Origin of the sequence: Plesiocystis pacifica SIR-1 (assembly GCF_000170895.1) — a bacterium.
In the GTDB taxonomy this organism is placed as follows: Bacteria; Myxococcota_A; Polyangia; order Nannocystales; family Nannocystaceae; genus Plesiocystis; species Plesiocystis pacifica.
In genome coordinates this window covers 28,566-47,957 of sequence record NZ_ABCS01000003.1, presented here as the reverse complement: position 1 = coordinate 47,957, position 19,392 = coordinate 28,566, and the positions used below count along the sequence as shown (strand labels likewise).

The 19,392-nt window shown below is 71.4% G+C and carries 17 protein-coding genes; 13 read left to right on the top strand and 4 right to left on the bottom strand.

Annotated elements, in window-relative coordinates:
- Position 1 precedes the first annotated feature (1 nt).
- The 4 genes from PPSIR1_RS02335 (at position 2) to PPSIR1_RS02320 (ending at position 3,202) form a co-directional block, all read left to right on the top strand.
- Positions 2-538: a hypothetical protein gene (locus tag PPSIR1_RS02335; RefSeq protein ID WP_006969370.1), complete on the top strand. Its 537-nt coding sequence runs from the start codon at positions 2-4 to the stop codon at positions 536-538.
- A 56-nt stretch (positions 539-594) separates the two neighbouring features.
- Positions 595-1,161, top strand: a complete 567-nt coding sequence (locus tag PPSIR1_RS02330) for a hypothetical protein (RefSeq protein ID WP_006969369.1) — start codon at positions 595-597, stop codon at positions 1,159-1,161.
- A gap of 9 nt (positions 1,162-1,170) precedes the next feature.
- The gene (locus PPSIR1_RS41620; RefSeq protein WP_006969368.1) at positions 1,171-1,773 is read left to right on the top strand and encodes a TetR/AcrR family transcriptional regulator; all 603 of its coding nucleotides are present in this window, start codon (positions 1,171-1,173) and stop codon (positions 1,771-1,773) included.
- Between the two features lie 169 nt (positions 1,774-1,942).
- Positions 1,943-3,202, top strand: coding sequence for a hypothetical protein (locus PPSIR1_RS02320; RefSeq protein ID WP_157595131.1), 1,260 nt, complete (start codon positions 1,943-1,945; stop codon positions 3,200-3,202).
- An 18-nt stretch (positions 3,203-3,220) separates the two neighbouring features.
- Here the strand turns inward: PPSIR1_RS02320 and PPSIR1_RS02315 are convergent, their stop codons facing one another.
- Complete coding sequence (locus PPSIR1_RS02315) at positions 3,221-5,113, bottom strand: thioredoxin domain-containing protein (RefSeq protein ID WP_006969366.1); 1,893 nt, start codon at positions 5,111-5,113, stop codon at positions 3,221-3,223.
- 34 nt (positions 5,114-5,147) lie between these two features.
- Complete coding sequence (nhaC, locus tag PPSIR1_RS02310) at positions 5,148-6,587, bottom strand: Na+/H+ antiporter NhaC (RefSeq protein ID WP_086000959.1); 1,440 nt, start codon at positions 6,585-6,587, stop codon at positions 5,148-5,150.
- Positions 6,588-6,724: 137 nt separating this feature from the next.
- Here nhaC and add point away from each other — a divergent pair, with 137 nt between their 5' ends.
- Complete coding sequence (gene add, locus PPSIR1_RS02305; protein ID WP_006969364.1) at positions 6,725-7,801, top strand: adenosine deaminase; 1,077 nt, start codon at positions 6,725-6,727, stop codon at positions 7,799-7,801.
- A gap of 112 nt (positions 7,802-7,913) precedes the next feature.
- Positions 7,914-9,365 carry a fibrinogen-like YCDxxxxGGGW domain-containing protein gene (locus PPSIR1_RS02300; protein ID WP_006969363.1) on the top strand — a complete coding sequence of 484 codons (1,452 nt, stop codon included), beginning with the start codon at positions 7,914-7,916 and terminating at the stop codon, positions 9,363-9,365.
- 190 nt (positions 9,366-9,555) lie between these two features.
- On the opposite strand, the gene PPSIR1_RS02295 is transcribed toward PPSIR1_RS02300, so the two are convergent.
- Positions 9,556-10,281, bottom strand: coding sequence for a pseudouridine synthase (locus tag PPSIR1_RS02295; RefSeq protein ID WP_045115229.1), 726 nt, complete (start codon positions 10,279-10,281; stop codon positions 9,556-9,558).
- Between the two features lie 19 nt (positions 10,282-10,300).
- Positions 10,301-13,345 (bottom strand): M16 family metallopeptidase, encoded by a 3,045-nt coding sequence (locus PPSIR1_RS02290; RefSeq protein WP_006969361.1) that lies wholly within the window; start codon positions 13,343-13,345, stop codon positions 10,301-10,303.
- A gap of 39 nt (positions 13,346-13,384) precedes the next feature.
- Between PPSIR1_RS02290 and PPSIR1_RS41615 the strand changes: the two genes are divergently transcribed.
- The 7 genes from PPSIR1_RS41615 (at position 13,385) to PPSIR1_RS02255 (ending at position 19,131) form a co-directional block, all read left to right on the top strand.
- Positions 13,385-13,993: an RNA polymerase sigma factor gene (locus PPSIR1_RS41615; RefSeq protein ID WP_157595130.1), complete on the top strand. Its 609-nt coding sequence runs from the start codon at positions 13,385-13,387 to the stop codon at positions 13,991-13,993.
- A 195-nt stretch (positions 13,994-14,188) separates the two neighbouring features.
- Positions 14,189-14,899, top strand: coding sequence for a hypothetical protein (locus tag PPSIR1_RS02280; RefSeq protein WP_045115228.1), 711 nt, complete (start codon positions 14,189-14,191; stop codon positions 14,897-14,899).
- Positions 14,896-15,453, top strand: coding sequence for a tetratricopeptide repeat protein (locus tag PPSIR1_RS02275; protein ID WP_006969358.1), 558 nt, complete (start codon positions 14,896-14,898; stop codon positions 15,451-15,453). Before PPSIR1_RS02280 ends, PPSIR1_RS02275 begins: the two co-directional genes overlap by 4 nt.
- Positions 15,454-15,515: 62 nt before the next feature.
- Positions 15,516-16,259 carry a hypothetical protein gene (locus PPSIR1_RS02270; protein WP_045115227.1) on the top strand — a complete coding sequence of 248 codons (744 nt, stop codon included), beginning with the start codon at positions 15,516-15,518 and terminating at the stop codon, positions 16,257-16,259.
- 19 nt (positions 16,260-16,278) lie between these two features.
- Positions 16,279-16,950, top strand: a complete 672-nt coding sequence (locus PPSIR1_RS02265) for a hypothetical protein (protein ID WP_006969356.1) — start codon at positions 16,279-16,281, stop codon at positions 16,948-16,950.
- Between the two features lie 189 nt (positions 16,951-17,139).
- Positions 17,140-17,820 carry an HAD family hydrolase gene (locus tag PPSIR1_RS02260; protein ID WP_006969355.1) on the top strand — a complete coding sequence of 227 codons (681 nt, stop codon included), beginning with the start codon at positions 17,140-17,142 and terminating at the stop codon, positions 17,818-17,820.
- 21 nt (positions 17,821-17,841) lie between these two features.
- Positions 17,842-19,131 carry a hypothetical protein gene (locus PPSIR1_RS02255; protein ID WP_006969354.1) on the top strand — a complete coding sequence of 430 codons (1,290 nt, stop codon included), beginning with the start codon at positions 17,842-17,844 and terminating at the stop codon, positions 19,129-19,131.
- The last annotated feature ends 261 nt before the right edge of the window (positions 19,132-19,392 follow it).

The following is a 19,392-nucleotide window of genomic DNA, read 5'->3' as shown; positions in this document are numbered from 1 at the left end:
CATGCAGCCCGCAGACTTCGTCGCCCTGGCCATGGCCCAGCCCATGGGCCACCCGATCGGCCCCGCCGACGGTCCCCACGGCCAGGCCCAGGCCCACTACGGCTACTCCATGCGCGTGCACAGCGGGAACCCCAACCCGCCGGGGGTCATCGCCCTGACCTGGATCGCCGGCAAGGACGAGGGCGAGCGCGCGCGAATCCGCGAGCACTCCAAGCAAAACCTCGCGGACTTCCTGGCCGAGCCTGGCTTCATCTCGATCGTCACCGGGTTCCTGGGCCTGCGCGGGTTCACCGTGACGGCCTGGGAGGACGAGGCGGCAATGAGTCGAGCCCTCGGCAAACACCACAGCCAGGCCATGCGCGAGCTCTTCGGTGAGGACTTCGTGGCGAGCGTGTGGACGAGCGTGTGGACGGCCGAGCGCATGAACCGGCTGTGGCTGCGCTGCGGCGCATGCGGTCTCCTACAAAGTGGCAACGACGATCACGACGTCTGCACCAGGTGTGGCGAGCCGCTGCCGTCGCGGCCCGGCTACTGGTGAGCGCATCACACGCAACTGGAGACAGGCGGACGGCAGCCGTGGCATCATTCGCGCAGATGTCCGTTCTTCGCCGTGCCCCGAGTCTCTTCGTCCCCGCTCTCCTCACCCTGGCTCTGAGCGCGGGGCTGGTCGCCTGCGACAAACCAGCGGAGGAGCCCGCCGAGAAGGTCGACGAGAAGAGCGAGCAAGACAAGCTGGTCGAGGAGCGCCTGGCCAAGAAGAAGGCCGAGCGCGAGGCCAAGAAGAAGGCCGAGGAAGAGGCCGAGGCGGCCAAGCAAAAGGAGCTCGACGAGATCTGCGTGCTGCCCGACGCCAAGGAGATGCCCAAGGACATCGACAAGGCGTGCAAGGCCGTCGCCCAGGCCAACGACGACTTCATGAACCGCCTCTACGAGGGCGACGCCCTGACCCGCTGGAACGAGGCCAAGGGCACCCAGCTGCCCATGACCGAGGGCCAGTGCAAGAAGACCGGCAGCGTCGAGGTCGCCGCCTGCCAGATCAACGGCATGAACGAGGCCAGCCCCGAGCTCAGGAAGGCCCTGCCCGACATCCTCCGCGCCTGCATCGAGAAGTTTGGTCCCGGGGCGGCCGGAGCCGAGGGTGGCGAAGCGGCCGGCGGCTGAGCGGCGACCGTGAGCGAGCCGACCAAGACCAACCGCGAGCGGCAGCGCGAGCAGACCCGGCGCCGGCTCTACGAGTCGGCGCTGGCCATCTTCCGCCGCGACGGCGTGCACGGCTGCCGCACCGAGGACATCGCCAAGGCTGCGGGCGTCAGCCGGGCGAGCTTCTACTTCCACTTCCCGACCAAAGAGCACGTCCTGCTCGCGCGCATGGCCGAGACCGAGCAGGAGATCTGCGCGGCGATCGAGGCCCTCGGCGAGCAAGCCCCCATCGACGCCGTGCTCGCGACCCTCAACGCGACCATGGCCGGGATCTGGGAGCGCGACCCGGAGCTCCTCCCCGACCTCGCCGGCGCGGCCCTGCGCTTCACGGCCACGATCATGGACGACCAGGAGGCCACGCCCCTGCGCGCCCTGTTGTCCGAGCGCTTCGCCCTCGCGGCCGAGCGCAAGCAGATCGAAGCCATGCTCCCGCCCAAGCTGCTCGGCGACTTCTACCTGGCCAACACCCTCGGCGGGTTGTTGGCCTGGTACGGCAATCAGGTGATGCCGCTAAAGTCCGTGCTCGACGCGGCCACGCACATGTTCTGGAATGGCGTGCGGGCGCCCAGCTGAGCCCATCACACCCTCCTGACTTCGCCCCCTGGCACGGTGAAACACGGAGGCCCGCGAGTATTGTACGGATGACATGGGCCAGGAAAAACGATCATTCCTGGCCCCTTAGCTGCGAGATTCGTCAACTCGCCCACTGAAGTCACTTCGTGCCTCTGGCTATCATGGAGCCATGGGAAGAGGGCTGGGTTGGTTCACGAGCGCGCTCGGAGTCGCGTGCGTGCTGATGCTCGGCTGCGACGCGGGGGAGGGAGAGGGAGAGGGCCCGAGCGCAGCGCCCAGCTCCGCCCGAGCGGAGCTCGCCGAGCCCGACGTGGAGGCCGAGCCCGACGCAGAGCCGGCGTCCGAGGACGGCGACGACGCTGGCGGTGAGCTCGTCATCGAGGTGTCCACGACCGGCGACGACGACGGGCCCCGCAGCTCCAGCGCCCTCACGCCCGAGAGCCTGGTCGTCGACGCCGAGCCCCTCGCGCTGCCCTGGCGCGAGCGCGGGCGCGTCGAGGCCGACGTGGAGCTCCTCCCCCTCGCCAGCGGCGTGCTCGCTCGCTCCGAGACCAGCTACTTCGAAGGCGACTCCGAGCGCGGCCTGGTCGAGCGCCCCGAGCTCGAGCTGCCGGCGGGCGGGCTCGACGGGTTGGTTGGCCGCTGGCCCGGCGACGTGTGGTTGACGACCCGGACCCCGTCCGAGGCCGGCGACCGCGTCGAGCTCGGCTTCGTCCACCGCAGCCGCAAGGGCGAGTGGGTCCCCGGCCGGCACAAGTACCGCGACCGCTGGTCTGGCGAGGACCTGGGCGCGGCCAAGAGCTGGCGCGGAGGCATGTTGGTCCGCCGCGGGTCGACGCTGATCCCCGTGGGCGGGCGCAAGCGGACCATGAAGATCGGGCCGCGCATGGGCAAGCGGGTCGTCGAAGTGTTCGAGTCGCGCTCGGGCACGGTCTACTCGATCAGCGAGCGCTCCGGGGCCTACTACGCCCAGCGCCGCTGCATGGACTTCCCCTGCGTTCAGGACGAAGCCCGACGCCTGCCCCACGGGACGCAGTGGCGCTTTGGCCCCCAGGCCCCGCGCCACCAACACGGGCTGTCGATCCTCGCCGACCTCATGCTCGAGGGCAACACGGCCCACCACATCCTGCACTGCGGCGTCCACGGGTGGACCCTCGAGTCCCTCGTCGAGCGCCCCCTCGGTCTGTGGGCGAGCGAGGCCGGCGAGCTGTGGCTGAGCGTCGCCGGCGTCGACGGGCCGAGCTCGCGGCAGCTGTGGGTTCGGGACGGGGCCGAGCGCTGGCACGCCGTCGCGCTCCCAGCCGAGGTCGAGCGCTTCTCCGTGGCCTACGTCGAAGACGGCGACGAGCTGTGGATCGCCGCGCGGCAGGGCGAGCACAGCGTGGTCTACTCGACGCCCGCGAGCCCCGAGGTCGAGCTCGAGGGCTGACGCCCCTTCCTCTCGGGCTCACAGCTGATCGGCGAAAAAGCGCGCCGCCTGCTCGGCCAGCGCCTCGGGCTCGCGCAGCGGCGACGAGCACGACTGATCCGTACACAAGAACACCGCCGCCGAGCCCGTGTCGGGGTAGCGCTCCCCGGGCGAGCTGCGCTCGAGGCTGCCCCGCGGCTCGTAGATGCGCAGCGCCGCCGTCCACAGCGCGTCGGCCTTGGCGTCCCCGGGCACGCCGACCACGGTGATGTCCACGGGCGTCGCCGCGAGCAGCTCGACCGCCATCAAGTAGCCCCCGAGGCTCTTGCCCGCGGACTTCATCTGGTCCGGGCTGCCGACGCCGATCAACGCCTGGCGAGCCAGCTCGAGCCAGGGGGGCTGCGGGGCATCGCCCAGGCTCGCGTCGTGATCCTCGATGCGGTGCAGCTCGATCAAAAAGCGCGCCGCCATGGCGTTCTCGACTAGCGGCTTGCGCCGCTCGTTGAACACGCCGACGGCGTCCGGGTCGGCCGTGTGCGCGTAGAAGCCACCGGCCTCGTCCACGAGCTGCGCCTGCATGGTCTGCGCGACGCCCCGGGCCGCCTCGAGCCAGCGCGCGTCGGCGGTGCAGCGAAACAGCCCGAGCAGCGCCCAGCCCATCACGGCCTGGTCCGCCAGGTAGACCATGCCCGAGTCCCCGCCCGCGAGCGCGCCGTGGCTGAAGCCCCCGTCCGCGCGCCGATGGGTCTCGAGCAGGCGCTCCCCGGCCGCCATGGCCAGGCCCAAGGCCCGCCCAAAGCGAGCCGGGTCGGCGCGGTAGAGCTCCGTCAAGCCGTGGATGATGCGCCCGTTGAGGTCGGCGTAGATCGCCGTGTCGACCTTGGGCGGCGCGTACTTGCGGCGCTGCCGGGCGCTCAGGGCGTAGAATTCCTTGCCGACGAGCTCGGGCGCGTCGGCGTCCTGGCTGGTGTAGAAGCCGCCCGCGGGGTCGCCCATGCGCGCTTCGAGGTAGCGCAGCACGAGCTCGGCGTCGTCGGCCAGGCGCGCCCGCGCTTTGCCGTCGAGGACCGCCGCGTCGAGCATGAGCGCGTGGGCGTAGTTCTCGAGGGCCCCGCCCTGGACCGCCGCGATCTTCTCGAAGTGCGGCTGATCCCACACGCCGCGCAGCGAGTACTGGTACACGCCGCCCCACTCGGGGTCGATCAGCGGGCGCTGGGCCTCGAGGGTGGCCAAGGCCGCGTCGCGCCACTGCAGCTCGTCGCCGCCGCGGACGTGCGCGCGCATCAGCGCGAAGTCGAGGACGCCCCACCACGGGTACTTTTGCCGGGCGCCCCAGCCGTGCGCCTCGGGGTCGTAGTAGCGATCGACGATCCCCGCCGCTTCGGCCCGGAGCGCCTCGAGGTCTTCGCTGCCCGCCGCGCGGGCCTTGGCCTGGCCGCGGGCGAGCAGCTCGGTCCGCGGCTGGAGCTCGCCCGCGTCGCGCTCGGCGATCAGTTCGCGGAGCAGGCCCGCGAACTCCCCGGCCTCCTGGTAGCCGCGCAGGTTCAAGATCGGCTCGGCCTGCGGCGAGAGCACGGCCGTCGCCGGCCAGCCCCAGGCGCCGTAGCGCTCGGACACGTCCGGGCGGGCGTCGGAGTCGACGCGGATGACCACGAAGTGCGCGTCCAGGAGTGCCGCGACCTCGGGGTTGGCGTAGGTCTTCGCCTCCATGACGTGGCACCAGTGGCACCAGGTCGCGACCACGTTGATGAGCACGATGCGGTCCTCGGCGGCGGCGCGCTCGAAGGCCTCGGGCCCAAACTCGGCCCAGTCGAGGGCCTCGGCGTGGCCCGCCTCGGAGCGGGCCGCGTCCGAGGGCGCCGCGCTGCGCTCGGGGGCGCAGGCGAGCAGCGGCAGGCAGGTCAGCAGGGATAGACGCGCACGGCTCGACATGGTCGTCGAGCATACGCCGAAGCCGGCCCCGAGATTACGCGCTGGTGTGACGCCCGACCCGCTCGGCCTTCTCGGCCTTCTCGGCCTTGGGCAGGCCGTCCTCGGCGCCCAGCTCCCCGCCCGCGTTCAGGGGGATCAGCGTCCAGCCCGTGAACCCGTAGAGCATGCCGATCATCGGGTTGAGCAGGTTCAAGAAGCAGTAGGGCAGGTAGGCGAAGGTCGCCACGCCCAGGGTCGAGGCCATGAACGCGCCGCAGGTGTTCCAGGGGATCAGCGCGGAGGTGATGGTCCCGCCGTCCTCGAGGGCGCGCGAGAGGTTGCGCGGATCGAGGCCGCGCTTTTCGTACTCCTCGGCGTACATCCGCCCGGGCACGACGACGGCGAGGTACTGGTCGGCGGCGAGCAGGTTGACGCCGATCGAGGTCAGGATCGTCGCGGTGATCAGCGAGCCCTGGGACTTGGCGACGACCAGGGTCTTGCTGGCGAGCACGCGCAGCTGCCCGGTGCGCTCCATGATCCCGCCAAAGCACATGGCGCAGAGGATCAGCAGCACCGTGCTGGCCATGGAGTTGAGCCCGCCCCGGGCCAACAGCTCGTCGACGGCAGCCGAGCCCGTCTCTGGTTTGTAGCCGTCCATGGCCGTGGCCAGCACGGCGTCGAGGGGCATGCCGAAGATCCAGGCCAGCACGCCGCCGAGCAGGGCCCCGGTGAGCAAGGTCGGCAGGGCCGGGAGCTTGAAGGCGACCATGACCGCGACGACCGCGGGCACGAGCAGGTGGAGCAGGCTCGGGCTGAACTGGCCGTCGATCACCCCGGTGATCGCCGACACGTCCGTGCCCGCGCCGGCCGCGTCGAAGCGCAGGCCGAGGATCGTGAACGCGGTCATCGACAGCAGCCAGGCCGGCACCGTCGTCCACAGCATGTGGCGGATGTGGGGGAACAGCTCCGCGCCCGCCATCGCCGGCGCGAGGTTGGTGGTGTCGGACATCGGCGAGAGCTTGTCGCCGAAGTAGGCCCCGCTGATCACGGCGCCGGCGGTCATCGCCGGGTCCACGCCCATGGCCTCGCCGATGCCGATGAGCGCGATGCCGACGGTCCCGGCCGTCGACCAGCTCGAGCCCGAGACCAGGCTGACGATGGAACACACCGCGCAGCTCGCCGGCAAAAACCACGCCGGCGAGAGCAGCTTCAGGCCCCAGGCGATCATCGCCGGGACGATGCCCGCGGCGATCCACGTGCCCATCAACACGCCGATCGTCAGCAGGATCAGCGCCGCGCCCATGGCCATGGAGATGGCCTGGACCATGCCGTCTTGGATGGCCTTCCACTCGTAGCCGTGGGCCCACGCGACCAGGCCCGCGACGCTGGCACCGAGGACCAGCGGCAGGTGCCCCGAGCCCTCGAGCACGATGATCGTGTAGGCGAGCAGGGCGATGAGCACGGCGACGGGGATCAGCGCCCAGCCGAAGGGGATCGGCCCTGGCTCGAGGGCCCGAGCGATCGCGCTGGCCCCTCCGGGACCCTCCGCCCTTCGCCCCTCATCCCCGCTTGGTGTCGGTCCAGCGCCCACTTGGAGCACCTTGCCCGCTCGGGCTAGAAAGGACAAGCCTCATGCGCGACGCCGACCTCGACCTCGACCCCGACCTCGACCTCGACCTCGACCTCGACCTCCTCGCTTACATCGACGCGCTGCCCAAGGTCGAGCTCCACGTCCACCTCGAGGGCAGCATCGTCCCCGCCCTCGCCCTGCGCCTGGCCCAGCGCCGCAAGATCCAGCTCCCTGGCCTCGGGCCCGAGGGGGCCGGGAGCGTCGAGGATCTGCGCCGCGCCTATCGCTTCCGATCCTTCCGGGACTTCATCGCCATCTACGTCGGCCTGTCGCGCTGCCTCGATCAGGCCGAGGACTTTTGCGAGGCCGTGCTCGGCATCGCCGAGGGCCTCGCGGCCCAAAATGTCCGCCGGGCCGAGATGACCTTCACGCCCATGACCCACGTGCACCAGGGCGTCGACGCGGACGCCATGCTCGACGGCCTCGCCGAGGGTCGCCGCCTCGCCCTCGAGCGCCACGGCGTCGACTTTGCCTGGGTCTTCGACGTCGTCCGCAGCTTCCCCGATCAGGCCGCGCCGACCCTCGCGCTCGCGCTGCGTGCCCGGGAGCGCGACGGCAGCGTGATCGCCCTGGGCGTCGGCGGACCCGAGGGCCCCGACTACCCCATCGACGCCCTCGCCCCGGTGTTCGCCGAGGCCAAGGCCGCCGGGCTGCGCAGCGTCCCCCACGCCGGCGAACAGGACGGGCCCGCGAGCGTGCGCGCCAACCTCGAGCGCCTGCAGGCCGACCGCATCGGCCACGGCGTGCGCGCCATCGAGGACCCCGCGCTCGTGGCCGAGCTGCGCGAGCGGGCGATCCCCCTCGAGGTCTGCCCGACCAGCAACGTGGCCCTCGGCGTCTACCCCAGCCTCGCCGACCACCCCCTCCCGCAGCTCCTCGACGCCGGGCTGGCGGTCACCTTGGCGAGCGACGATCCGCCCCTGTTCGGGACGACCCTGGTCGACGAGTATCGACGCTGCGCGGCCACCTATGGCTGGGACAAAGCGCAGCTCCTGGCCATCGCGCAGGCCGGCGTCGAGCACAGCTTCCTCGACGCCGATCGCAAGCGCGCACTGCTGGCCGAGCAAGCTGCGATCTGAGCAATTACGTGCCACATCTCGGGGTCGGGTTGGCCGCGCGACTCACAGCTCGAAAGTGCTCTGCGCGAACATGACACCCTGGACACCGTCGCTATCGCGTTAGGGTCGGGGCATGGATTGGCGGCGACTTTCCCCTTCCCTGTGCCTTCTCGTTGGACTCACGGCCTGCCCCTCTAGCGAGACCGACGAAGGCAGCACGACCTTCTCCGACGTCGGCAACACCGACGCCGACACGACCACCGGCGATGACGAGGTCGGCACGGAGACCGAGTCTGGCGAGACCGGCGAGACCACCGAGACAGGCACCGAAGAGACCACCACCGAAGAGAGCACCGAGACCAGCGTGGGCGAGTGCGGCGACGGTCAGGTCGACGGAAACGAAGAGTGCGACAACGGGGCCGAGAACGCCGAGGACGCCGAGTGCACCCCCGAGTGCACCCTCGCTACCTGCGGCGACGGCTACGTCTACACCGCCGACGAAGAGTGCGACGACGCGGGCGAGTCGGCGACCTGCGACGCCGACTGCACGGCGGTGATGTGCGGCGACGGTGTGGTCAACGCCGCGGCGGGCGAGGCCTGCGACGACGAGGTCGAGAGCGCGACCTGCAACGCCGACTGCTCCGCCTCGACCTGCGGCGACGGCATCCTCAACGTGACCGCGGGCGAGGAGTGCGACGACGCCAACGACGACAACACCGACGACTGCGTCATGGGCTGCCTCGGGGCGACCTGCGGCGACGGCTACCTGTGGGAGGGCAACGAGGTCTGCGACGACGGCAACACCGACGAGACCGACGGCTGCCTGAGCATCTGCGTCGCCGCCCTGCCCTCGTGCCAGGCCTGGCTCGACGCGGTCCCCGACTCGACCAGCGGCCCCTACACCATCGACCCCGACGGGGACGGCGGCGTCGATCCCTTCGAGGTGTTCTGCGACATGGAGACCGACGGCGGCGGCTGGACGCTGATCCTCAACCGCGTGGTCGACTCGGACAACACCGGCCAGCCCGACCTCGACGCGACCCTGGGCACGCCGGACGCCCTGCGCCAGACCAACTGGCAGTTCGACATCGGCCTGTTCTGGACGGACGCGACGGAGGTCGCCTTCGCCGACAAGGAGAACGCCTCGTGTGAGGACTGCACGATCGGGGACTACGACGCGGCCATCAAGGTGCCCCGGCCCAACGCGGCCGCGTGGAGCAAGAGCTGCGTCGGGACCTCGGCGAGCGTGACCGGGACCAAGCTGGTCGGGACGCCGGGCAACACCAACACCTTCCAGTGCGCCGCCTCCCTGGGCTGGGGCAACTGCTCGGGCAACGTCTGCCACTACGGGACCCACAACACCAACACCGCCAGCAACGGCGCGTGGTCGCAAAACCAGTGGAACGAGATGCACTTCCCGAGCACCTACTCGAGCTACGCATCCTACGGCAACTACGCCAACCCGCCCTCGGCGTGGTGCCGGTCCTGCGGCGGCGGGCTGCCGGAGGTGCTCAACAGCTCGGCGACCTGCTGCGGCAATACCAACAACAACGCCCGCTCACGCTGGACCATCTGGGTCCGCTGAGCGCTGCTTTGCCCCCACGGGCATCGCAGCACCGGGGACGCTTCGTCGCTGTCCGCTCCTCCGCTCTGGTCGTGGGGCAATGGTGTTCGTGCCTTTGAGAGGGCTCGTGGTCGCCCCCGCTCGCGGGGGCGTGGACTCCTGCATGGTCCCCGAGTCGTAGGTATGGCGTCGTCCACGACGGCCAACATGATCAGAGCGCGTCGAGCAGCTGCCACGCCCCGGCTTCGAGGGTGCGCGGCAGCTCGACGGGGCCGTGGCGCACCCGAGCCAGGCACAGCACGTGGCTGCCGAGGGCGGCGAAGATCCGCTTGACCTCGTGGTAGGCCCCGTCGAGCAGGGTCACCGTGGCCAGGGCCTCGGTCCCCGGCGGGGTCAGCAAGGCCGGGTGCGCCGCGGCCTCGTCGAGGGCCCCGAGCGCGACCACCCGCGGACGCAGGCCGTCGCGCAGCTCGAGGGCGACGGCGCCATCGTCGTCCCGAGGCGGCGCCTCGAAGGGCGCGGCCAGGGCCACGTGATAGGTCCGCGGGACGGCCCGGCGCGGGTGGGTCAGGGCGTGGACCAGCTGGCCGTCGGTGGTCCACAGCAGCAGGCCGACGGCGTCGAGGTCCAGGCGGCCGACGGCGCGCAGCTCTGCGAACAAGGGCGCGCCCTCGAGCAGGGCGTAGGCCGTGGGGTGGCGACCGTCCGCCCGCGCCGTCACCACCCCGTGGGGCTTGTGCAGCATCAGGTGGGCGTGCTCGCGCAGCACGAGCTCCTCCCCGCGCACGCGCACGCGCTCGCCCACGTCCACGGGCATGCGCGGGTCCTTCATCGCGCGACCGTCGAGGGTCTCGACGGCGCCCCGGCGGATCACCCGACCGATCACCCGCCGGGGCACGCCGAGGTTGCGCGCGAGCAGCTTGTCCAAACGCGGCATGGCTCGCTCCTCCGGTCCCTCAGCGCGCGAACACGTCGCGCTCGCGCAGCTCGACGAGCTCGCCGTAGCGGCTCAGGGCGTCGAAGTCGACGACCTTGGGGTTGGCGACGACGACCAGCGCGACGGGCCGGCCGTCGATCTGCGCCTCGCGGAAGGCCTCGATGTCGGCGAACTCCAGGCCCGGGTAGGCCTCGATCTTCGCCCGCCGCGGGTCCTCGGTGTAGCCCCGCCGCTGCCACGCCTCGATGGTGCCCTGGAGCTCGCGAAAGCCCGGGCTGCTGGTCTCGAGCCCGCGCAACATCGACGCGCGCAGCGAGCCCATGCGCTCGGGCTTGGCCGGCATCTCGCGCAGCAGGCCGAGCATCACGTCGACGGCCTCGAAGGTCTTGTCGCCCTGGCAGCCGATCGCACCCAGGAAGTAGCCGCGCTGCTCCGGGGTCGCGTCGCGGATGAAGGCGCCCCACGCGGAGTAGGCCAGCGCCCGGTACTCGCGGACCTCCTGGAAGATCAGCCCGGTCATGCCCTCGCCCAGGTAGGCGTTGAAGGCGTCCGCCGAGGGCTGCTGGGCCGCGGGCACGGGGTCGCCGTCGATGACGAACCACAGCTGGCTCTGAATCGCCTTGCGCCGCGCGAGCACGTAGACGGTGTCGCGCTGGGGCAGCGCCCGGGGCAGGACCACGGGCGCGACCGCGGCCTTGCGCCCGGCGGGGCGCGGGTCGTCCACGCTCAGCGCCTCGGCGAGCAGCGCCTGGACCGCGCCGGGCTCGCGCTGGCCCATGTAGCGGATCTCGAGCTCGTAGTCCTGGGCCGACTTCCACACCTCGACGACCGCCTCGGGGTCGAGCTTGCGCGCGCCCTTGGGCCCAAAGTCGCGCAGCTGGGGCGAGCGCTCGCCGTACATCACGTAGTTGGTGGTCGCCCGGGCGATGGTGCTCGGGTCCTTGCGCTCGACCTTGGCCGTGCCCGCGCGCTCGCGCATCAGGTTCTTCCACCGCTTGCGGTCGACGACGGGCGCCGTGACCAGCTCGTCGACCAGCGTCGCGGCCTCGGCCAGGTTCGCCTCGGGGCCCTCGAGGTAGACCACGGTCTCGTCCAGCGTGGACCACATCCACGTGCTCGTGCCCAGCAAGGACAGCTGCTCGCGGACCTGCGCCGGCGAGCGCGAAGCGGTGCCCAGGCGCTCGACGTAGTCCGCCGCCAAATTGAGCTCGCGCAGCTGCTCGGTGCCCACGCCAAAGCGCAGCTCGAGGGTGTAGGTGTCGTTGAAGGGGTTGGGGTTGGTGCGCAAGACCACGCCCTCGCCCATGGGCGTCGTCGTCACGTCGGCCTCGAAGTCGACGTAGCGCAGCGCCGGCGGGTTGCTCGGCTTGGCCATGATGGCCTCGTAGAAGCTCGAGTGCGCCCCGGGCTGCGGCTCGACGGTGGGGTAGTTGGGCTTGGTCAGGCGCGGCTGCTTGGGGAAGCCCATGCGCGAGCGCATCGCCAAAAAATCGTCCGCGAAGTAGGTCTCGGCCACGCGCATCACGTCCTCGCGGGTGACCGCGTCCAGGCGCGCGCGGTAGTCGAGGTAGCCCTGCCAGCCCGCGCCGTCGTAGCGGATGAAGCTGCTGGCCATCGCCAGCCCGCGGCCCTCGTTGTCCTCCCACTGCTGGTCCTCGGCCCGGCGCAGGCCGTCGCGCAGGGCCAGCATGCGCTGCTCGTCGAACTCGCCCTCGGCCACCCGCGCGTACTGGGCCAGGACCTTCTTCTCGGCGCCCTTGAAGGTCTGCCCGAGGATGCGCGGGGCGAAGAACAGGATGTCGAAGCCGTGGTCGGCCAGGTCGAGGGCCAGGGGCAGGGCGACCAGGACCTTGCCGTCGTTGACCAGCTCGTCGATGAAGCCCGAGCCCTGGTCGTTGCTCAGCAGCTCGCGCATGACCTCGAGGGCGGCGCGGTCGGGGTGGCTGGGCTCGGGGGTGCGAAAGCCAAACGCCGACACGCGCAGGGGCGTCAGGCGCAAGGACACGCGCTCGCGGCCCTCGAAGGGCTCGACCGCGCCGCCGCGCTGCTCGGGCTCGGGGCCGCTGCGCAGGCCGCCGAAGCGCTCGGCGATGATCGGCATGATCGCGTCGGCGTCGAAGTCCCCGGCGAGCACCAGGGCCATGTTGTTGGCGACGTAATACTTGTCGAAGTAGGCCTGCATGGCCACGAGCGAGGGCCGCTTGAGGTGCTCGACCTCGCCGATCACCGACTGCGTGCCGTAGGGGTGCGCGGGGAAGGCCCGGGCCATGAACTGGGTGTAGAGCTCGGCCTCGAAGCGATCGAGGGAGATGTTCTTCTCCTCGTAGACCGCCTCGAGCTCCGTGGGGAACAGGCGGAACACCGGGTCGGTGAAGCGGTGGGCGTAGATCTCGAGCCACGGCTCGACCTGCGAGGCCGGGAAGCTGTTGTGGTAGACGGTCTCGTCCTCGGAGGTGAAGGCGTTGACCCCCACGGCGCCGAACTCTTCGAGCAGCAGGTCGAGCTCGTTGGGGATGGCGTAGGCGTAGGTCTGCTCGACGACCTCGGCGATCTGCCCTTGAATCTCGGCCCGCTCGGCGTCGCTCTCGGCCTGCTTATGCTGCTCGTAGAGCGCGACGAGCTGGGCCTGGAGCGGGCCCTCGGCCTCCCAGTCCGTCGTGCCCAGGCTCTGGGTCCCCTTGAACAGCATGTGCTCGAGGTAGTGGGCCATGCCGGTGTTGTCGGCGGGGTCGTTCTTGCCGCCCGTGCGCACGACCACCGCCCCGAACACCTGCGGGCGCTCGTGGTTCTCGCTGAGCAGCACGGTCAGGCCGTTGTCGAGGACGACCTGGCGCACGCCGATGGGGTCGTCGGCGAAGGTCTGGAAGGTGAAGCTCGGGGCCGGCTCGCTCGCCTGGGCCGGGCTCGCCGGAGCCTCCCCTGCAGCCTCTGCGCCCTCGCTGGCTTCCTCGCTGGCTTCCTCGCCATTTGGCGCCGAGGAGCCCTCCGCAGGCCCCTGCGCCTCGGCCGTGGGCGGCCCCGCGAAGAGCCAGAGGATGGCGAGGGGGAGCGAGAGCTTGGCCACGATCGACCTCTACCACGGCTGTAGGGTATGGTGCGCGACGTGGGTCGCCCCGAGCCCCTGCCAAACGAGCGCGAGATCGTCGAGCGCGCCATGAAGGGCGACAAGCGGGCCTTCGAGCGGATCTATCGGCACTACGCGCCGATCCTGTTCAGCTACGTGCTCGTGCCGATGCTCGGCGACAAGGACGACGCCCACGACTGCGTGCGCGAGACCTTCATCTCCGCCAACCGAGCCCTGCCCCGCTACGAGTGGCGCGGCTCGAGCATCTACCCGTGGCTCAAGGTGCTGGCCAAGAACAAGGCCCGCGATCTGTTCCGCGCCTCGGGTCGTCGCCAGCGCCTGCGCGGCGCCTTCTCCCACCACATGGGTGTGTTCGGCGACCGCGAGCCCGAGACGCCCATGGAAGAGGTGGTCTTGCGCCAGAACCTGCGCAAGCGCATCGACGGCGTGCTCGACGGGATGAACCCGCGCTACGCCCGGGTCCTGCGCCTGCGCCTCCTGGAGGATCGCAGCCGCGAAGAGTGCGCCGAGCTCCTCGAGGTCAAGATCGGGACCCTCGACGTGCTCTTGTTCCGCGCCGTCCGAGCCTTCCGCAAGGCCTGCGAGAAGTCCGGGGTGCAGTTCGACATGAACGAGGTGCGGGCGTGAACGCGCAACGCCTTGCACGCGGCGCCAAGCCCCCACAACGGGGCGGCGTGCAGCTTTTTACAGTCGACGTAAGCTGCCGGAAGAAGCTGCCGTTTCCCGCATCGCCTAGCCAAGACGAACTCAGGGGGCTCGCGCGTCCCCACCGAGCTGCCCAGCTCGTGACCCAACGCGCGTCGGACCCGGAGGGTGTCCACCATGACTGACACGAACCAGCCCAGCAGCGATCCCCAGCGGATCAGCGTCCTCAGCCCAGATTGGGAGGACGCCCTGCGCCGGGGACAGGAGCAAGAAGGTGAGCGCGGCTCCGTGGAGCCCGAGCTCGCCATGGTCCACCTGCTCCGCCACACCCGCGAACCCGAGAGCCTGTCGGCTGCCGAGCTCGACTCGATCTGGACCGAGATCGAGGCCGAGGTCGGGGCGACCGGCGTCCCCTGGTGGCGCAAAGCGTGGGTCTGGTGGACCGCCCCCGCCCTCGCCGCGGCCGCGGTGTTCGCCTTCGTGGTGATCCCCGGCCAGCAAGAGGCCGACAGCGTCGCCTACGAGAGCGCGCCCGCCCCCGCCCAGGAAGAACTGGCCCAGGCCGACGCGGCCAAGCCCGCCCCCGCCGGATTCGCCCGCGAAAGCGCGGACGCCGAGCTCGAGGGGGCCAACGAACTGGCCGAGAAAGCCGAGAACATGGAAGACGCGACCGCGGGCCCGGCTCGCAAGGCCAAGGCCGGCGGCGCGGGTCGGGCGGGCATCGGCGGCCTCGCCAACCGTGCCCAGAGCCCGCAAGCTCAGGCCCTCACGTCGAGCTACATCCAGCTCGAGCCCCAGGGTCGCGTGGCCTTGAACGTGGCGGTCGAGACCAGCCGAGACACCCTGCGCGAGCAGCTGCTCGCCAAAGCCCGAGGAGGGGGACGATGAGCTTCGCCCAGTTCATGAAGGAGTCGGGCCAGCTGCTGACCGGGGTCATCCTCGGCGCCGTGCTGACCATCGGCGGCCTGGCCATGGCCGGGAAGCTGCAACCACCGGGCGATCCCGAGGCCCTCGTCGCCCTCGCCCAGACCGTCGACGTGACCGACAAGAAGGTCGACATCATGCTCGAGCGCGGCGACGTGGCCGGCGCCATCGAGGCCCTCGAGAGCCTGCGCAAGACCCCCTGGCCGTCGCGCGAGCGGGGCGGGGACGCGGCCGTGCAGCTGCGCCACGACGCCTACGGCCGGCTGCTCCAGCTGCGCCTCGACAACCCCACCGTCGACCCCAAGACCGACGCGCAGCTGCTCGAGCTCGCCAACGAGGGCCTGGACGGCAAGGCGTGGGAGCAGCTCGACTCCAACCCCTTCACCGCCCACCTGCTCGCCCTGCGCGGCGAGGTCCTCGAGCGCCTCGGCCGGGACGACGACGCCCTGCTGATCTACGAGCAGGCCCTCGACCTCAACCGCGACCTCCTCGACGAGCTGCTCGGAGGCGCGCGGTGACGCCAAAGCCCGCGGCACGCCCCTTGGCGCTGCTCTTGGCCCTTGGCGTGGGCGCGTGCGTGATGAGCGAGGAGGCGCCCGCCCGCGACACCGCCCGCGAGCTCGAAAAGAGCGCCGACGAGAAGCTCGGCGACGCCCACAAGGACGAGCCCGCCCCCGAGCCCACGGCCTCGGCCGAAGCCGAAGCGCCGCCGGATCTCGAAGAGTACGAGCGCCGCCTCGCGGCCAACGAGGCCCGCCTGCGCGCCCTCGGCCTCGACCTCCCGGGGGACAGCTCTGGCAGCGCGGCCGAGGCCAACACCGCCGCGACCAGCAAGACCGCGGAGGCCAAGGCCGACGCGAACAAGCCGGTCGAGTCCAAGCCCAAGAAGAAGAAGCCCAAGGCCGCTTCGAAGAAAAAAGAGAGCAAGCGCCCGCGCACCGACGGGATCGCCGGCAGCGCGCCCGGGGCCGCTCCGGGTGCGGGGGGCGGGGGCAAGAGCAAGGGCACCAGCCACAGCGGGGTCTTCGACGACCGCGCCGAGGAAGAAGCGCAAGAGGAAGACCGCGACGAGCGCTCCAAGGACGCTGAGCCCTCGGAGGCCAAGGCCGTCCAGGGTCCGGCCCAGGGTCAGGCGCCGGGCCTCGATCCCGCCCAGCGCTGCGAGTCGCTGTGCGCCCTCGGCCAGTCGACCTGCGAGCTGCGCGAGGCGATCTGCGAGCTCGCCGAGCGCCACCCCGACGAAGACGATTATTCGGCCGCCTGCGAGCGCGCCACCGGCGACTGCGAGGTCGCGTCTGGAGCCTGCGATGCCTGTGAAGACTGAGCCCTCTCGCCGACGATCCGTGCACGGAGCCGCCGCTGCCCTGGCCGCGCTCGCGCTCCTCGGGGGCGCGCCGCTGTCGTGCGCGAAGCAATCCGCGTCCACCGAGGCGCCGATGGCCGACGAAGCCGCGCCCCCGGACGCCGCGCCCATGAAGGGTGCGGGCGATCCCCTCGCGGAGCTCGACGACCTCGAGCTGCAGATGCGCGGCCTGGGCCTCGAGCCCTCGAACCGCCGCTTCGCCGAGGCGCCGCCCACCGACGCGGCCGACCTCGACGTGAGCGTCACGGAGGGCGACGGGGCCGTAGCTGGCGAGCTCGGAGGAGACGCCCCCGGACACGCGAAGGCCCCGACCGCCGCGAACTCCACACAGCCCGCCCCGCCCACCGACTCGGACAACTACGCCGACGAGGCTCCGATGATCGAGGCCGAGGCTCAGCCCGAGCCCGTCGAAGAGACCCGCGCCGCCGGCCGGGACACCCGCGGAGACAAGCAGCAGGCCCGCCTGTCCAAGAAGGCCGAGCGCGAGCGCTGCGACGCGGTCTGCGGCTTGAGCGAGGCCATCTGTGAGCTCGAGATCCGCATCTGCGAGATGTCGGAGGAGCACGAGGGCGAGGCCACCTACGCCAACGCCTGCGAGCGCGCCATCGACGATTGCGAGGTCGCCGGCATCGCCTGCGACCACTGCGGCTGACGGCCCAAGTCGACGAGAGGGGCAAGCTGGACTCGCTCTGGCCGACTCGCAGAGTCGTGGACGTGGGGCAGGGAGGGCGTGGCGTCGTCCACGACGGCTAAAATAGACAGAGGGACGGACAGGACTCGTTCTGGCCGACCCGCTGCCCCCCCGGATCCCTGGGACGCGAGATCGGGTACCCTCCCCTCCGTGCTCCCCCAAGCGGTCTTGCTCGATCTCGACGGCACCCTCGTCGACAGCGAATCCTTCCACACCGAGGCCATCACCCGCTACATGGCGAGCCGCGGCGTGGCCCTGGAAGACCGCGAGCGCGCCTTCGTGATCGGCCACGCCTGGCAAGAGATCCACGCCGAGCTGAAGGTCCAAGAGCGCCTCGGCGACGACCTGCCCGCGTTCCTAGCCGGCGCCCACGAAGCCAAGGCCTCGCTGCGCGCCGAGGGCATCGACATCCAGGTGCTGCCCGGCGCCCGCGAGCTCGTCGCCCTGCTCGTCGAGCTGAACGTCCCGGTGTCGATCGTGTCCGGCTCGAGCCGCGCCGAGATCGAGGAGGCCCTGGTCTCCCTCGGCTTCGGCGAGCAGCTGCGCTTTTGGCTCGGCGCCGAGGACTACCCCAACGGCAAGCCCGCCCCCGACTGCTTCCTAAAGGCCGCGGGCATGCTCGAGGTCGACCCCGCGGGCTGCCTCGTGTTCGAGGACAGCCACGCGGGCATCGGCGCGGGCCTGGCCGCGGGCATGCGCGTGGTCGCGACCTCGGCGACCATCCTCCCCGCGGGGACCCCAGGCCACCAAGATCAGAGCCGGGCGCACCGCATCGTCCCGGGTCTCGAGGGCATCGACGCCGACTTCCTGCGCGCGGTGATGCAGGGCTGAAGAACTGGACTGGAGCCGCGCGTGGGTGAGGACAGCTGGAATCGCCTCGGGGACGACCTCGAGCCCCCGCCGCCCGCCGTCGATCCCGAGTTCGCTGGGGGCCTCGGCGTGGGCCCGCGCCTGGTCTTGCTGCCCGACCCCGAGTCCCGGGTCGCCCTCGAGCGCGGCCTGCTCGGCATCCCCCTGAGCCTGCGCATCGCCAGCGCCGCCCGGGAGGCGGGCTTCTCCGAGATCATCGCGGCCCCCGGCCTCGCCCTCGCGCCCGAGGGCTCCCGCGAGGTGTCCGTGGGCGATCCCCTCCACGGCCCCGGGCTGATTGTGTTCGAGGGCACCTTCGTCGACCCGCGGATCCTCCGGCTGATGGTCGAGCACCCCCTCGAGGAGGACGAGCGCTTCACCCTCTACGACGGCGTCGCGCGACCGGCCGGCTGCTTCACGGGCGATCTCGGCGTGATGCCCATCACCTTGCCCGTGTCCGAGGAGCTCGACTGGCCCGAGGGCCTCGGCCCCGAGGACCTGGCCCGGGTCGTCTACACCGAGGACATCGAGCGCGTCGAGTGGCTGGTGCTGCGCACCGAGGCCCGCCGTTCTCGCACCTCCGGGTGGCGCGGGACCGAGACCGAGCACGTGCGCCACTCCCTCGCCGGCGAGTCTCGCTGGCACCGCGAGATCAGCACCCGCACCCTGCGCTGGCTCGCGCGCTCGAACCTCGCCGTCGCCCAGCTCGAGCTCATCGCCCTGGGCGTCGCGCTCTCGTCCGGCGTGGTCGTGCTCGCCAACTCCTGGGCCGCCCTCGTGTTCGCCGGTCTGCTGCTGCTCGCCGGGGTGCACGTCGCGCGACTGCTCGCGCCGCTGCGCTTTTTGCGGGACGAGGCCATCTCGCCCCGCGACGAGTACGGCCGCCCGGAGGTCTGGGTCCCCGGCGACACCCTCGCAGGCGCCACGCGACCCCTCGCCCACGCGACCTTCATCGCCTGCCTGACCTACGTGCTCATCGCCGAGACCGATCGGTCGAGCGTGGCCGCCCTCGTGCTCCTGGCAGCAGGTGGCGTGGCTTCGCTCCTGTGCCTGGCCCACGCCCGCGCCCGGCTGCGCGGCGACGACGAGAACGTGCTCGTGCTGCCCCGCGCCGCGGCGCTGATCAAGCGCCTGGGCGTGTCCATGCCCTCGTGGGTTCAGGGCGCCCCCTTGCTCGAGATTGGCGCGATGGTGGGCACGCTGACGGGCGAGCCAGGCGTGCCGTGGACCTTCCTGGTCGGCGCGGCGGTCTCGCGCCTGTGGCGGTGGTTCACCGCGCCACCGCCGGCCTAGTTCCCCTTCCAAAACCGGGACCACAACCGGGACACCCGAGCAGGACGAAGGCACCAGGTTGGACCCTGGCGTGGCGTGCGACCCGGGGCCCGACCCGGCCTCCAACCTGACCCCCGGCGAGGTCCCCTGGAGGGTCGGCCCTCCCGCCAGACCGGCCTCCCCGCCGATCGCCTAAACTGCCGAAAACAAGCGTTTTTCGCCCCCTCGGGTGGGTGGCGGATGTTTGACCACCCCTTGGCCCGGTGCTAGCGTTTCCTCGGC

What these genes read in the sequence shown, in the direction of transcription:
- PPSIR1_RS02320 (WP_157595131.1), top strand. Translation starts at nt 1,943, where the DNA reads ATGGGAAGAGGGCTGGGTTGGTTCACGAGCGCGCTCGGAGTCGCGTGC.
- PPSIR1_RS02275 (WP_006969358.1), top strand. Translation starts at nt 14,896, where the DNA reads ATGAGCTTCGCCCAGTTCATGAAGGAGTCGGGCCAGCTGCTGACCGGG.
- PPSIR1_RS02300 (WP_006969363.1), top strand. Translation starts at nt 7,914, where the DNA reads ATGGATTGGCGGCGACTTTCCCCTTCCCTGTGCCTTCTCGTTGGACTC.
- add (WP_006969364.1), top strand. Translation starts at nt 6,725, where the DNA reads ATGCGCGACGCCGACCTCGACCTCGACCCCGACCTCGACCTCGACCTC.
- PPSIR1_RS02270 (WP_045115227.1), top strand. Translation starts at nt 15,516, where the DNA reads ATGAGCGAGGAGGCGCCCGCCCGCGACACCGCCCGCGAGCTCGAAAAG.
- PPSIR1_RS02280 (WP_045115228.1), top strand. Translation starts at nt 14,189, where the DNA reads ATGACTGACACGAACCAGCCCAGCAGCGATCCCCAGCGGATCAGCGTC.
- PPSIR1_RS02315 (WP_006969366.1), bottom strand. Translation starts at nt 5,113, where the DNA reads ATGTCGAGCCGTGCGCGTCTATCCCTGCTGACCTGCCTGCCGCTGCTC.
- PPSIR1_RS02295 (WP_045115229.1), bottom strand. Translation starts at nt 10,281, where the DNA reads ATGCCGCGTTTGGACAAGCTGCTCGCGCGCAACCTCGGCGTGCCCCGG.
- PPSIR1_RS02335 (WP_006969370.1), top strand. Translation starts at nt 2, where the DNA reads ATGCAGCCCGCAGACTTCGTCGCCCTGGCCATGGCCCAGCCCATGGGC.
- PPSIR1_RS02330 (WP_006969369.1), top strand. Translation starts at nt 595, where the DNA reads ATGTCCGTTCTTCGCCGTGCCCCGAGTCTCTTCGTCCCCGCTCTCCTC.